12 protein-coding genes are annotated in these 14092 nt (G+C 72.5%); 5 read left to right on the forward strand and 7 right to left on the reverse strand.

Going from position 1 to position 14092, the window contains the following annotated elements:
- Positions 1–89: 89 nt before the first annotated feature.
- Both AB0J53_RS06670 and AB0J53_RS06675 read left to right on the forward strand, forming a co-directional pair.
- On the forward strand, positions 90–944 hold the full coding sequence (locus tag AB0J53_RS06670) for a neutral zinc metallopeptidase (protein ID WP_364169225.1): 855 nt from the start codon (positions 90–92) through the stop codon (positions 942–944).
- A 142-nt stretch (positions 945–1086) separates the two neighbouring features.
- The gene (locus AB0J53_RS06675) at positions 1087–1824 is read left to right on the forward strand and encodes a neutral zinc metallopeptidase (RefSeq protein ID WP_364169228.1); all 738 of its coding nucleotides are present in this window, start codon (positions 1087–1089) and stop codon (positions 1822–1824) included.
- Here AB0J53_RS06675 and AB0J53_RS06680 read toward each other — a convergent pair.
- The 5 genes from AB0J53_RS06680 to AB0J53_RS06700 all read right to left on the reverse strand — a co-directional run bounded on the left by AB0J53_RS06680 (position 1821) and on the right by AB0J53_RS06700 (position 7733).
- Positions 1821–3029 carry an ROK family transcriptional regulator gene (locus AB0J53_RS06680; RefSeq protein ID WP_357591535.1) on the reverse strand — a complete coding sequence of 403 codons (1209 nt, stop codon included), beginning with the start codon at positions 3027–3029 and terminating at the stop codon, positions 1821–1823. The two genes, AB0J53_RS06675 and AB0J53_RS06680, sit on opposite strands and share 4 nt — an antisense overlap.
- A gap of 35 nt (positions 3030–3064) precedes the next feature.
- The gene (locus AB0J53_RS06685) at positions 3065–4327 is read right to left on the reverse strand and encodes an ABC transporter permease (protein WP_364169231.1); all 1263 of its coding nucleotides are present in this window, start codon (positions 4325–4327) and stop codon (positions 3065–3067) included.
- Positions 4324–5076, reverse strand: a complete 753-nt coding sequence (locus AB0J53_RS06690) for an ATP-binding cassette domain-containing protein (RefSeq protein WP_357591538.1) — start codon at positions 5074–5076, stop codon at positions 4324–4326. The genes AB0J53_RS06685 and AB0J53_RS06690 overlap by 4 nt, the downstream gene beginning before the upstream one ends.
- Before the next feature lie 61 nt (positions 5077–5137).
- Complete coding sequence (locus AB0J53_RS06695; protein WP_219507790.1) at positions 5138–6253, reverse strand: substrate-binding domain-containing protein; 1116 nt, start codon at positions 6251–6253, stop codon at positions 5138–5140.
- Positions 6254–6398: 145 nt separating this feature from the next.
- Complete coding sequence (locus AB0J53_RS06700; RefSeq protein ID WP_364169235.1) at positions 6399–7733, reverse strand: amidase; 1335 nt, start codon at positions 7731–7733, stop codon at positions 6399–6401.
- Positions 7734–7860: 127 nt separating this feature from the next.
- Here AB0J53_RS06700 and AB0J53_RS06705 point away from each other — a divergent pair, with 127 nt between their 5' ends.
- Positions 7861–9303, forward strand: coding sequence for a DUF5685 family protein (locus AB0J53_RS06705; RefSeq protein WP_364169238.1), 1443 nt, complete (start codon positions 7861–7863; stop codon positions 9301–9303).
- A gap of 75 nt (positions 9304–9378) precedes the next feature.
- Here AB0J53_RS06705 and AB0J53_RS06710 read toward each other — a convergent pair whose 3' ends face one another.
- Entirely contained in the window at positions 9379–10104 is a 726-nt protein-coding gene (locus tag AB0J53_RS06710; RefSeq protein WP_364169241.1) for a sulfite exporter TauE/SafE family protein, read from the reverse strand.
- Between the two features lie 67 nt (positions 10105–10171).
- Between AB0J53_RS06710 and AB0J53_RS06715 the strand changes: the two genes are divergently transcribed.
- Together AB0J53_RS06715 and AB0J53_RS06720 are read left to right on the forward strand one after the other, a co-directional pair.
- A complete protein-coding gene (locus AB0J53_RS06715) occupies positions 10172–10312 on the forward strand; it encodes a hypothetical protein (protein ID WP_364169244.1) in 141 nt (46 codons plus the stop codon).
- A gap of 11 nt (positions 10313–10323) precedes the next feature.
- The gene (locus AB0J53_RS06720) at positions 10324–11079 is read left to right on the forward strand and encodes a neutral zinc metallopeptidase (RefSeq protein ID WP_364169246.1); all 756 of its coding nucleotides are present in this window, start codon (positions 10324–10326) and stop codon (positions 11077–11079) included.
- Positions 11080–11292: 213 nt separating this feature from the next.
- Here the strand turns inward: AB0J53_RS06720 and acnA are convergent, their stop codons facing one another.
- The gene (acnA, locus tag AB0J53_RS06725) at positions 11293–14031 is read right to left on the reverse strand and encodes an aconitate hydratase AcnA (protein WP_364169249.1); all 2739 of its coding nucleotides are present in this window, start codon (positions 14029–14031) and stop codon (positions 11293–11295) included.
- Positions 14032–14092 lie beyond the last annotated feature (61 nt).

Raw genomic sequence — 14092 nt, forward strand, 5'->3', positions numbered from 1 at the left:
GCGGACGACACGCTGACCTCATCGAGTCAAATGCGCCCACATTTGTCAGAACTTGACCTAGTCTTTCCCTCACTATGAACACTCTCCCCATGAAGAAACTGTCGTCACTGCTGGCTGCCGGGGTGATCGTCTCCCTGGCGGGCGCGGGGACGGCGGTCGCCGAGGCGAACACTGCCAAGGCAGCAGCACAGAACGTCGCACAGGTCACGCAGGCTCAGCAGCAGCAGACGACGACCGCCGTCCCCCGGGGCAAGGCGGCCGCCACGCACAACCCGCTGTACAAGACGGGCCGGCTGGCCTCGTCCAACTGCCGTCCCGGCAGCCTGCCCCGGGGCAGCACGGCGGCCTACAAGCGCTTCCTCAGCCGGGTCACCAACTGCCTGAACAAGTCGTGGGCCTCGCAGTTCCGCAAGGCCCGCCTGTCGTTCAGCAAGCCGCGGCTGCGCATCACCACCCGTAAGCTCAGCAGCCCCTGCGGGCGCTGGGTCGGCGGCGCGGACGGCTACTACTGCTCGTCCAACCGCACGATGTACATGCTCATCACCAAGACCCAGCTGCGCAACCCCGACCCGATCGGCATCGCCCGCCTGATGGCGCACGAGTACGGCCACCACGTGCAGGCGATCTCCGGGATCTGGAACTACTACGGCCCGGCCTACAACCGCGCGAGCGGCTCCGCCAGGCTCCAGCTCTCGCGCCGCTCGGAGCTGCAGGCCGAGTGCTTCTCCTCGGTCTTCATGCGCTCGGTGCGCGACACCCTGCCCGTCGACTCCGGTCGCTGGTCGCAGATCGTGGACTGGTTCCACGACCACGGCCACGAGGGCTGGGCGCAGAACGACCACGGCAAGGGCCCGTCGCAGGCGTTCTGGATGAAGCGCGGCTTCAGCTCCGCCTCCCCGGGCTCCTGCAACACCTGGCGGGTCTCGTCCCGCTACGTCGCCTGATCCTTCCCGTCCGTGCGGCCGCGCTGCTGCGGTGCGGCCGCACCTTCTGGCGACAAATGCCACATACAACCCTCCAAAAACACCATGAACTGGTCTAGTATCCGCGATCGTGCGTACTCCCCTTATCGCAGCGTCTGTCTGCATGATCGCGGGTCTGGCCCTATCTGGTACGGCTAGCGCCGAGACGAAGTCCGCGAGCTCGGGGCTGCCGGCCGTACTGACCAAGAACAAGATCTACCGGTCGGGCACCCCCTCCACCCTGACCTGCGCGATCCCCGAGATCCGCGAGGGCAGCACCTCCTCCGTCAAGACCTTCCACCGGGCCATGGCCAGGTGCGCCAACCGCTTCTGGGCCACCCGGTTCAAGGCCGCCGGGATGCGCTACTCGCCGCCGAAGGTGTCCATCACCTCCGGCAGCCGCTCGGTGTGCGGCACGATCACCACGAACGGCGCCCAGTACTGCCCGGCCCAGCGCACGATCGCGATCCGGATCCAGAAGCGCGACCTGCGCGACCCGTTCAAGATGAACATCGCGCACTCCGTCGCCCACGAGTGGGGCCACCACGTGCAGGAGCTCACCGGCATCCTGGACGCGCAGAACCGGCTCTACTGGCGGGCCGGCGCCAAGGCCCGCACGACGCTCAGCCACCGCCTGGAGATGCAGGCCGAGTGCTTCGCCGGCGTCTTCTACAGCGCCACGATCGACTCGGTCGACCCGGGCATCACCTGGGGCCAGTGGGTCGACGCCATCCGGCAGGCCGACGAGAGCAAGGCCCACGGCAAGCCGCGCAACCTCGCCTACTGGCAGAACCGCGGCTTCAGCGGCGGCTCGGCCCGCTACTGCAACACCTGGACGGCGCCGAACTCCCGCGTCGCCTAACTTCCGGCCCGGGCCAGCACCTCGAGAGGGTCGGCGAGCACGTGGGCGAAGGCCAGCTCGGCCGCGCCCACGAGCGTCGCGTCGTCGGCCAGGGACGAGGTCCGCAGCCGCAGCCGCTCGCGCTGCGGCGCCATCGCGTGCAGGGTCAGCCGGCTGCGCACCTGGGCCGCCGAGCCGAGGTAGACCTCGCGCAGCATCCCGCCGAAGATCACCATTTCCGGGTTGAAGATGTTGACCAGGTTGGCGATGCCCAGGCCCAGCCAGTCGCCGACCCGCTTGAGCGCCTCCTGCGCCACGATGTCGCCCCGGTCGGCCGCCTCGACCACCGCCCGGACCGCGTCGCGGCCGTGCTGGCCGGAGCGGAACCGGCCGGCCGCCTCCAGCAGCGCCCGCTCCCCCACCTCGGCCTCCAGGCAGCCGTACGAGCCGCAGCCGCAGGCCCGGCCGCCCGGGTTGACCACGATGTGGCCGACCTCGCCGCCGTAGCCGTCGTGGCCGCCGAGCAGGTGGCCGCCGGTGATGATGCCGCCGCCGATGCCGACGTCGCCGTGCAGGTAGATCAGGTCCTTGACGGCGGCGCCGACCCCGCGGCTGTGCTCGGCCAGCGCCGCCAGGTTGGCGTCGTTGCCCACGCTCACGGGCAGGCCCAGGCCGAGCCTGCGGCCCAGCTCCTCGCCGAACGGCACCGCCTCCTCGACCCCCAGGTTGGGGCCGAAGGCGACCACGCCGTCGGCCTTGCGCACCCCGCCCGGCACCGCGGCGGCGGCTCCCACGCAGACCGTGTCGTCGCGGGTGCGGCGGCGCATCTGGCGGGCGAACCCGGCCAGCACCCCCGCCAGCTCGCCCAGCGCCGGCGACCCGCGCTCGCGCGCCACCTCCCGGCGGTCCAGGATGAGCCCGCCGAGGCCGACCCGCGCCACCGCGAGTCGGTCGGGGCTCACGTCGAAGGCGAACACGTACACCCGCGACGACTCCGGGCGCACCACCAGCGACGGGCGGCCGGCGCGGCCCGTCTCGCGCGGCAGCTCCTCGCGCACCAGCCCGGCGGCCGTCAGGTCGGAGGTGAGCGCCATGATCGTGCTGCGGTTGAGCCCCATCCGCGAGGTCAGCTCGGCCCGCGAGATCGGCCCGCCCAGGTGGACATGGCGAAGCAGCGCGCCGAGATTGTGGCGCCTGATGTCCTCCTGCGAGGGGCCGGCACGCATCGTCTGAGGTTCCTTCAACGGGTGGAAGTCGCTGATCACCTTAGACCAGCGGAGGCCGCCCGTTTGCGCGCCAGCGCGTCCACGCCCGCGGCCAGCAGCAGGACGCATCCGGTCACCAGATACTTCACGCTGGAGCCGTAACCCATCAGGGCCATGCCGTTCTCGATCACCGCGACGACCGCGCCGCCGAGGATCGCGTCGACCACCCGGCCCTTGCCGCCGAACAGGCTCGTGCCGCCGATCACCGCCGCGCCGACCGCGTACAGCAGCACCGAGCTGCCGCCCGTGTTGGGGTCGACGGAGCTGGCCCGGGAGGCGGCGATGACGCCGCCGACCGCCGCCATGGCCGAGCAGATCACGAACGCGCTGACCTTGATCCGGTCCACCGCGATGCCGGCCCTGCGGGCCGCCTCCGCGTTGCCGCCGACCGCGTAGATGTGCCGCCCGAACGCGGTACGGCGCAGCACGAACGTCCACAGCACCAGGAGCGCCAGGATCACCGGGACGACGATCGGCACGCCGGTGAGCGAGGTGATCAGCGGGTTGCGGCTGCGCTCCAGGTTGAGCACGTACACCGCCAGGCCCGCGATGACCGCCAGCGAGCCGACCCGGACCGCGATCAGCGACAGCGGGTCGGCGACCAGCCCGCGCCCGGCCCGCCGCCTGGCCCGGACGAGCTGGACGGCCGCGTAGATCGCCACGCACGCCGCGTACAGCCCCCAGCCGAGCCACGGCGGGAGGTTGCGGCCGGCGATCGCGACGATCACCTCGTCCCTGATCGAGATGTTCTTGCCCTCGTCGACCAGCACCAGCACCAGGCCCTGGAAGGCGAGGAAGGCGGCCAGCGTGACCACGAACGACGGGATGCCGACCTTGGCCACCAGCGAGCCGAGCACGACGCCGATGACCGCCCCGGTGGCGACGGCGGCCAGCACGCACACGTACCACGGCAGGCCGAGCGAGGTGAGCGTCACCGCGAGCACCGCCGCGCAGACGCCGCTGGCGAACCCGGCCGACAGGTCGATCTCGCCCAGCAGCAGCACGAACACCAGGCCCATCGCGATCACCGTGACCGCGGCGCCCTGCGTGAACAGGTTGGCGAAGTTGATCGGGCTGAGGAAGGACGGGCGGGCGATCGCGAAGACCGTACAGAGCACGACCAGGCCGAGCACGGCCGGCAGCGCGCCCATGTCGCCGCCGCGCACGCGCTCGGCGTAGGCGCGCACGCTGTGCCCGATCGACGGGGCCTGCACCGCGGTGGCGATGGCCTCGCCGGGCAGTTCCTTGACCTTGTTCATGACACGATCCCCAGGTCTCCGCTGCGGCCGGACGTGATCAGTTCGACGACCTGCGCGTGCGTCACGTCGGCGGTCCTGACCTGCGCGGCCATCCTGCCGAGGTAGAGCGCCGCGATCTGGTCGGAGACGGCGAACACGTCGTTCATGTTGTGCGAGATGAGCACGACGGCCAGGCCCTTGTCGGCGAGCCTGCGCACCAGTTCGAGCACCTGGGCGGTCTGGGCGACGCCGAGCGCGGCGGTCGGCTCGTCGAGGATGACGACCTTGCTGTTCCACAGCACGGCCTTGGCGATGGCGACCGTCTGCCGCTGGCCGCCGGACAGGCTGGAGACCTGCTGGCGGATCGACTTGACGGTGCGCACGGACAGGCTGCTCAGCGTCTGCTCGGCCAGCTCCTCCATCGACGCCTCGTCGAGCACGAGGCCCCGGCGGCGCTCGCGGCCCAGGAACATGTTCTGGACGATGTCGAGGTTGTCGCAGAGCGCCAGGTCCTGGTAGACGATCTCGATGCCGAGCTCGCCCGCGTCGCGCGGGCCGTGCACCTGGACCGGGCGGCCGTCGAAGACGATCTCGCCCGAGTCGATCGGATAGATGCCGCCGACGCACTTGACGAGCGTCGACTTGCCGGCGCCGTTGTCGCCGACCAGCGCGGTGACCTCGCCCGCATGGGCGGAGAACGCGACGTCGTGCAGGACCTGCACGGGCCCGAAACTCTTGTCGATCCCGCGCACTTCGAGCAGGGGGGTCATGTGGCTCCCTCGGGTCGGGCCCGGCCCGCGCGGCGGGCGCGGGCCGTGCCCTGTGCCGTCACTACTGGATTCCCGCCTCGGCGCACTTGTCGGCGAAGTCGCCGGTGCACAGCTCCTCCTTGGTGACGTAGCCGTCCGCCACCACGTCCTTGACGTTCTCGAAGTAGATCGCCTGCGGCTCCATCAGCTCGGCCGGGACGTCCTGGCCGGTCTCCGGGTCCTTGACGCTGCCGCTCGCCGCGGGCTTCTCGCCCTTGGCCAGCGCGACCGCGAGCTTGGCGGCGGCGTCGGCCTCCTTCTTGACGGCCTTGTAGACGGTCATGCACTGGTCGCCCGCCAGGATGTTCTGCAGGCCCTGCACGGTGGCGTCCTGGCCGGTCACCGGCACCTTGCCGTTGAGCTTGTTCTTCTTCAGCACGGTGATGGCGGCGTTGCCCAGGCCGTCGTTGGCGGCCAGCACGCCGGCGATCTTCGGCTCGCTGGTGAGCATCTGCTCGAAGATGGTGCCGGCCTGGGTGTTGTCCCAGTCGGGCACGGCCTGGTCGGGGCCCTTGACGTACTCGCCCGCGTCGAACTTGGGCTTGAGCACGCCGTCGTAGCCCTCCCTGAACAGGGTCGCGTTGTTGTCGGTCGGCGAGCCGTTCAGGTAGGCCACGATCGGCTTGTCGGCCTTCTTGTCGGCCAGGCACTTGCTCAGGCCCTCGCCCTGGAGGGTGCCGACCTTGGTGTTGTCGAAGCTCACGTAGTAGGCGGCGCCGCCGCCCAGCGTCAGCCGGTCGTAGTCGATGGTGGCCACGCCCTGCGACTTGGCCTTGTCGATGACGGTCTTGCCGGTGCCGCTGTCCAGGTTGACGATCATGAGGACGGTCGCGCCGTTCGTGATCATCTGGTCGGCGATGGTCTGGAAGGCCGTCTTGTCGTTCTGGGCGTTCTGGATGTCGTAGGCCACGCCCGCGGCCTCGAACGCCTCCTGCAGGTACTTGCGGTCCGCCGTCTCCCAGCGGGCCGACGACTTGCTGTCGGGCAGGATGACGCCGATCTTGCCCGTGGCCGCCGGTGAGGAGGCGGCCGGGGCCGAGGAGGTCGTGGTGGTCGTCCCGCCGTCGCCCCCGCAGGCGGTGAGACCGAGAGCGAGCGATGCTGCCGCGGCGGTCAAGCTGAGGATCCCCTTGCGCATGGGTGCAGGGTCCTTTCTTCCGGAGGGGCCCGGATGAATGTTGTTTGCGGCAACGTATTCCGGGATGGCCTGCTTTGGAAGACCCGCGACGGGGGGAGTTTGTTGTTCCCGGTAACAATCCAGACACGCCCTCCCGCCGGGCGGATCACCGCGGCCCGGATCGCCCGGCCTTCTCCGCGACCTGGAACAGCAAATGCTCGCCACCGGGGCGGCACACCAGCTGCAGCCCTGCCGGCAGGCCGTCCACCAGCCCGGCGGGCACGGTCAGCGCGGGCAGGCCCAGCACGTTCCACGGGCTGGTCAGCGCGAGCAGCGCGGCGCGGACGGCGACGGTCCCGCCGTCCAGCACGGCCTCGCGCCGCTGGAGCGGCGGCGCGGTGAGCGGCACGGCGGGCAGCGCGAGCACGTCGTGCCCGCCGTCGAAGAGCTCGGCGACCACGCCGCCGAGCCGCCGCCGCTCCTCCATCGCCCGCACGTACCGCCACCCCGGCACCTCGGCCGCGACCCGCAGCCGTTCCAGCACCTCCGGGTCGAACAGCCCCGGAGCGCCCGCCAGCCGCTCCGCGTGCACGGCCGCCGTCTCACAGCTCTGGATCACCGTGTACGTCTCCCGCAACCGCGCGCCGACGCCCTCGGGCAGCTCCACCACGTCCGGCGCCCCGGCCGCCTCCCGCGCCAGGGCGGCCACCCGGGGATCGCACGGGGTCAGGCCGGCGGGGTCCAGCCACGCCGTCCGAACCGGCTCCCCGACGTCCTGCGCCGGGCGCTCGTCCGCGAGGCACGCGTACGCCAGCAGGCAGTCCTCCGCCCGCCCGGCCAGCACGCCCACGTGGTCGAGCGTGACCGACAGCGGGAAGACGCCGTCGGCGCGGATCGCCCCGTACGCGGGCTTGAAGCCGGCCACCCCGCACAGCGCGGCCGGGATGCGCACCGAGCCGCCCGTGTCGGTGCCGAGCGCCAGCGGGACGATGCCCGCCGCCACGGCCGCGCCGCTGCCGCCGCTGGAGCCGCCCGACATGCGCTCCGGGTCCCACGGGTTGCGCGAGGGCCCGTTGGCCGACCGGTCGCCCGTCGGCCCGTACGCGAACTCGTGCGTCGTGGTCTTGCCGACGATCACCGCGCCCGCCGCCCGCAACCGCGTCACGCAGGCGGCGTCGGCGTCGGGGACGTAGCCGGCGAAATGCCGCGAGCCCATCGTCGCGGGCATGCCCGCCACCATGATCAGGTCCTTGACGCCGACCGGTATCCCGTGCAGCGGCCCCCGGTCGGCGCCCTCGGCCAGCTCGCGGTCCGCCGTCCGGGCCGCCGCCAGCGCCCCCTCGGCGTCGACGGTGACGAACGCGTTGAGCGCCGGGCCGAGCCGGGCGGCGGCCTCCAGGGCCAGCCGGGCCAGCTCGGCGGCGGTGACGCGGCCCGCGCGCAGGTCGAGGGCGAGGTCGGAGACGGTACGGCCGGCGAATGGGCCAGGGGTGACGGGCATGACGTCCTCTCGGTGCTGGGGGTGACGAGCTGGGTGCTGAGGTGACGAGCCCACTGAACACCAACCCCTCCTGGTGGCGAAGATCCGGTGCTACGGTGGGCTCCGCCATACTGCACAAAGGGGACGTATGTTCGGCATTGTCCGCCCGTGTCGGCACGTCATGTGCAAAGGGCTGTACGCGGACTGGATGGCGCACCTGTGCGGGCTGTGCCTGGCGCTCCGCGACGAGCACGGGCACCTGTCCCGCCTGGTGACCAACTACGACGGCCTGCTCGTGTCCGTCCTCACCGAAGCCCAGACGGCCGGCGCGCCCGCCCGCCGCCAGGCCGGGCCCTGCCCGCTGCGCGGCTTCACCGGCGCCTCCGTGGCCCACGCCGAAGGGGCCAGGCTGGCGGCCTCGGTGTCGCTGCTGCTCGCCGCCGGGAAGATGCGCGACCACGTGGCGGACGGCGACGGCCGGTACGCCCGCCCCCTGGTCGCCGCGGGCGCCTCCCGCCTGGCGCGCCGCTGGACCACCGCGGGCGCCGCCACGGCCGACGCCCTCGGCTTCGACCCCCGCCCCCTCACCGCCGCCGCCTCCCGCCAGGCCCTCCTCGAACACCCCCCGGCCCCGGCCCGCACGCCTCCCGCCCACCCGGACGGCGAGCCCCCGCCAGCCCGGCCCCACCCCGGCCTCCGGACGCACCCCACACCGCTGACGGAGACACCCGGCGGGCCGCCCACGGGACCCGCACCCCTTTCGGAGGGACACAGCAAGCCGCCCTCCGGGCCGCAGCCGGGCAACGCGCCGCAGGCGCAGGGGCGCGGTGCGCCGCTCTCCGGGCCGCAGGCCGGGCGGGCGGGGCTTGTGGTCTCGCAGGTGCCGGTCCCCCGGGCGGGCGGCGGTTCGCTCGCGGAGGCCGGGGCCCTCGTGCGGCCTGAGGGCGCTCCGGTGCTGGCTGCGGTGGGGTTACGGGAGGTGACCGGGCCGACCGAGGAGGCGGTGGCCGCCGCGTTCGGGCACACAGCGGTGCTCGCCGGGCGGCCGGGCAACCAGCATGCACTGGAGGCGGCGGGAAGGGCGTTCGGGCGGCTGGCGCATCTGCTCGACGCCGTGGAGGATTTGGCCGACGACCGGGCGAACGGCGCGTACAACCCGCTGGACGCCACCGGCACCGGTCTCGCCGAGGCGCGCCGCCACTGCGACGCCGCGCACACCGCCCTGCGGGAGGCGGTGGACGAGCTGGACCTGCCCCGGCCGGGCCTGGCGCGCGCGCTGCTGGTGCGGGAGACCGGCCGCGCCGTCACCCGCGCCTTCGCCACCGGCAGCGGGCAGTCCCCGGTGGACGACCCGAAGGCGCCGGGGCGGCGCAGGCAGGATCCGGGCGGCCTGCTGTCGTTCATGTGCGCGTCACTGACCTGCTGTACGTGCGGGCTGTACCGGCCGGAGTGGGACGAGGAGCACGAGAGCTCGTTCTGCCAGCGGTGCGACTGCTCGGGCTGGGACTGCTGCTCGAACTGCGACTGCGGCTGCTGCTGCTCGGAGGACGGGGGATGCGGCTGCGACGGCTGCAGTTGTGGCTGCGACTGACCCGGGCCGCGATCGCCCCGAAGGCGACCGGCCCGGAGATGGCCGGCCCGGAGACGACCGGCCCGGCGGCGGGAGTCAGGCCAGGGCGGTGACGACGAGGAGGCCGAGCGCGGAGGCCGCGGCGACGACCAGGACGGCGACCCGGACCCGCCCCTGGTCGAGGTGGCGGCGCAGCGGCCCGGACAGGGCGAAGCCGAGGATCATCGGCACGACGAGCGCGCCCCCGGTGGCCAGGGCGCGCATCGGCAGGCGGTCGACCAGGGCGAGCACGGCGATCGACTGGGCGGCGCTGAGGAAGAAGAACATGGCCAGCGTGGCCCGGATCTGCGGCCCCCTGGCGTTCTGGTAGACGAGGGCGAGGGGCGGCCCGCCGATGCCGGTTGCGGTGCCGGTGACGCCCGACAGGAACCCGGCCGAGGTGATCGTCGCCCCGTTGCGCGGCACGCTGAACGCCTGCGCGGTGAGCCCCACGGCGGCCAGCACCATGACCGCCACGAAGACGCTGAGCGCGTGGATGGACACGTACACGACGATGAACGCCCCCACCACGCTGCCCGGGAGGCGGCCGAGGAGCGCGAAGCCGAGCCCGCGCCAGTCGACCCGCCGCCACTCGGCGGCGAGCGTGAACAGCGGCAACGTCATGTTGACCACCTGCATCGCGCCCGGCATGACGCCCGGGTCCAGCATGGTGAGCACGGGCACGCCCACCAGCCCCAGCCCGAACCCGACGCTGCCCTGCACCACCGCCCCGGCGAGCACCGCCGCCCCGCCGACGACCAGGACCAGCACCTCATGAGTCACGAAGAGGAGTCAACCACCACAACCTCCCCAAGACCGAGGCGGACGACCGGGGCGGGCGTACGGGCACGTGGACGGGGTGCGCGCCGAGGCGAGCAGGCGGACGGCCGGGGCGGGCGGGGCGGGCGGGGCGGGCGGGACGGGCGGGACGGGCGGGGCGGCCGGAGCGGCCGGAGCGGGCCGGCGGCCGGGCCGGCTGGAGATCGCCTAAGCTGCGTGATCGTGCGTCTGCTTCTCACCCTCCCGCTCCTCCTGTCGTCCGGGTTCGCGCTGCCCGCCCAGGCCCAGAGGCCGTACGTGGATCCGCTGGCGGCGACCGGCAGGATGGCGGCGGCGGCGTGCCCGGAGCCGGAGATCGTCCAGGGCGGGATCCCGCGCACCCGCGAGTACCTCACCGCGATCACGAAATGTCTGGACAAGTCGTGGGCCAAGCACCTCGCCGGGACGCGCCGGACGTTCCGCAAGCCCATCGTGCGCTTCTACGACGAGCCCGCGCCGCGCGTGTGCGGCCTCGACTGGCCCGAGGGGGCCGCCGCCTTCTACTGCACCGAGCGGGCCACGCTGGTGTTCCCGCTGACGGGCCGCTGGATCGAGGACCGTACGGACCTCTATCCCCTCAAGGTGGCCGCGCACGAGTACGGCCATCACGTGCAGAGCCTGACCGGGATCAGGAAGCACTACGAGAGCGCCGCCGCCCGGGCCGGGCGGGCGCGGCAGGCGGAGCTGGGGCGGCGCTACGAGCTGCAGGCCGACTGCCTGTCGGGGGTGTTCCTGGGCAGCGTGTGGGGCTCGCTCGGCCGCGGCCGGGGCGACTGGGAGCTCCTGCTCGACGCGACCCGCGCCAGCGGTGATGACGACGGCGAGCGGCGCAGCCACGGCAGGGGCGCCAACCGCGCCTACTGGCTCAAGCGCGGCTTCACCACGCAGCGGCCCGGCTCCTGCGACACCTGGGCGGCCCCGCCCGCCCGCGTCGCCTGAGCCCCGCCCGCCCGGCGGGGCGCACGGGCGCCTCGTGAATGCCAAGAGCCGCCCGGCGGTGGGTGGTGCGCCGGGCGGCTCGTGACGGTCGGGTGGTTCCCCCGAGGTGGGCGCGTGAGGTGCGCGCGCCCGGCCCGGCCGCGTGAGGGCGGCCGGGCTCCCGCCGCCCGCCACCGGCTGATGACCGGGGCGCGGGCGGGGAAGCGGAGCGGGTCAGGACTTGGCGAGCAGCGAGCGCAGCACGTACTGCATGATGCCGCCGTGCCGGTAGTAGTCGGCCTCGCCGGGCGTGTCGATGCGCACGACCGCGTCGAACTCCACGTCGCCCGCCTTGACGTGCACCGTCTGCGGGATGGAGCCGTCGTTGAGCGCCTCGACGCCGGTGATGTCGAACGTCTCCTCGCCGGTCAGGCCCAGCGACTCGGCCGTGGCGCCCTCGGGGAACTGCAGCGGCAGCACGCCCATGCCGATGAGGTTGGAGCGGTGGATGCGCTCGTAGGACTCGGCGATGACGGCGCGGACGCCGAGCAGCGCGGTGCCCTTGGCGGCCCAGTCGCGCGAGGAGCCGGAGCCGTACTCCTTGCCGGCCAGGACGACCAGCGGGGTGCCGGCGGCGGCGTAGTTGACCGAGGCGTCGTAGATGAACGACACGGGCGCGTCGGCCTGGGTGAAGTCGCGGGTGTAGCCGCCCTCGGTGCCGGGCGCGATCTGGTTGCGCAGCCGGATGTTGGCGAACGTGCCGCGGATCATCACCTCGTGGTTGCCGCGCCGCGATCCGTAGGAGTTGAAGTCCTTGACCTCGACGCCGTTGGCCTGCAGGTACTGGGCGGCGGGGGTGCCGACCTTGATGGACCCGGCGGGCGAGATGTGGTCGGTGGTGACGGAGTCGCCCACCTTGACCAGCACGCGGGCGCCGGCGATGTCGGTCACCGGCTCCGGCTCCGGCGGCATGCCGTCGAAGTAGGGGGCCTTGCGCACGTAGGTGGAGGCCGGGTCCCACTCGAAGGTGTCGCCGGTCGGGATCGGCAGCGAGCGCCACAGGTCGTCGCCCTTGAACACGTCGGCGTAGTCGCGCTCGAACATGTCGCGGCCGATCGAGGAGTGGACGACCTCGGCGATCTCCTCCGGCGAGGGCCAGATGTCGCGCAGGTAGACGGGCTCGCCGTCGGTGCCGATGCCGAGCGGCTCGGTGTCGAGGTCGAGGTCCATGGTGCCGGCCAGCGCGTAGGCGACGACGAGCGGCGGGGACGCCAGGTAGTTCATCTTGACGTCGGGGTTGATGCGGCCCTCGAAGTTGCGGTTGCCGGACAGCACGGCGGTGACCGCGAGGTCGTTGGCCTGGACGGCCTCGGAGATCTCGGCGGGCAGCGGGCCGGAGTTGCCGATGCAGGTGGTGCAGCCGTAGCCGACGAGGTTGAAGCCGATCTTGTCGAGGTACGGCTGGAGGCCGGAGCGCTCGAAGTAGCCGGTGACGACCTGGGAGCCGGGCGCCAGGGAGGTCTTGACCCACGGCTTGCGGGTCAGGCCCTTCTCCACGGCGTTGCGGGCCAGCAGGGCGGCGCCGAGCATGACGTACGGGTTGGAGGTGTTGGTGCAGGAGGTGATCGCGGCGATGGAGACGATGCCGTGGTCGATCTCGAAGGAGGTGCCGTCGGCGAGCGTGACCGCGACCGGCTTGTGCGGGCGGGCGCCGTTGGCGTCGGCGTTGGAGGCGGGCGCGTCGGAGGCGGGGAAGCTCTCCTTGACGGCCTCGTCGACGCCGTCGGGGTCGTCGACGTAGGCGCGCACGTCGCGGCGCCAGGTCTCCTTGGCGGCCGACAGCTCGATGCGGTCCTGCGGGCGCTTGGGGCCGGCGATGGACGGCACGACGGTGCCCAGGTCGAGCTCGATGTACTCGGAGAACTGGGGCTCGGGGTCGTGCGGGTCGAGCCACAGGCCCTGGGCCTTGGCGTAGGCCTCGACGAGCGCGATCTGCTCCTCGGAGCGGCCGGTCAGGCGCAGGTAGTCGACGGTCTGGCCGTCGATGGGGAAGATGGCGCAGGTGGAGCCGAACTCGGGGCTCATGTTGCCGATCGTGGCGCGGTCGGCCAGCGGCACGGAGGAGACGCCCTCGCCGTAGAACTCCACGAACTTGCCGACGACGCCGTGCTTGCGCAGGATCTCGGTGATGGTGAGCACCAGGTCGGTGGCGGTGGCTCCGGCGGGCAGCTTGCCGCTGAGCTTGAAGCCGACGACGCGCGGGATGAGCATGGAGATCGGCTGGCCGAGCATGGCGGCCTCGGCCTCGATGCCGCCGACGCCCCAGCCGAGCACGCCGATGCCGTTCTCCATCGTGGTGTGGGAGTCGGTGCCGACGCAGGTGTCGGGGTACGCCTTGCCGTCGCGGGTCATGACGACGCGGGCCAGGTGCTCGATGTTGACCTGGTGGACGATGCCGGTGCCGGGCGGGACGACCTTGAACTCGTCGAAGGCGGTCTGGCCCCAGCGCAGGAACTGGTAGCGCTCGCGGTTGCGCTCGTACTCGCGCTCGACGTTGCGCTGGAAGGCGTCGGGGTGGCCGAAGTAGTCGACGATGACGGAGTGGTCGATGACCATCTCGGCCGGGGCGAGCGGGTTGATGCGGGCGGCGTCGCCGCCGAGGTCGCGCACGGCCTCGCGCATGGTGGCCAGGTCGACGACGCAGGGCACGCCGGTGAAGTCCTGCATGATGACGCGGGCGGGGGTGAACTGGATCTCCACGCTCGGCGCCGCGTTGGGGTCCCAGGAGCCCAGGGCGCGGATGTGGTCGGCGGTGATGTTGGCGCCGTCCTCGGTGCGGAGGAGGTTTTCCAGCAGGATTTTCAGGCTGTACGGGAGGCGGGCAGCGCCTTCGACAGCGTCCAGCCGGAAAATCTCATATGACGCGTCGCCGACGCGCAGCGTGTCACGGCTGCCGAAGCTGTTCGCGGACACGGTGATTCGCCTCCTCCATAGACAGTTGCTCACTTGAGATCCTGCCGCACGCGGGAAGCGT

The sequence above is a fragment of the Nonomuraea sp. NPDC049725 genome (assembly GCF_040674795.1).
Taxonomy (GTDB): Bacteria; Actinomycetota; Actinomycetes; order Streptosporangiales; family Streptosporangiaceae; genus Nonomuraea; species Nonomuraea ceibae.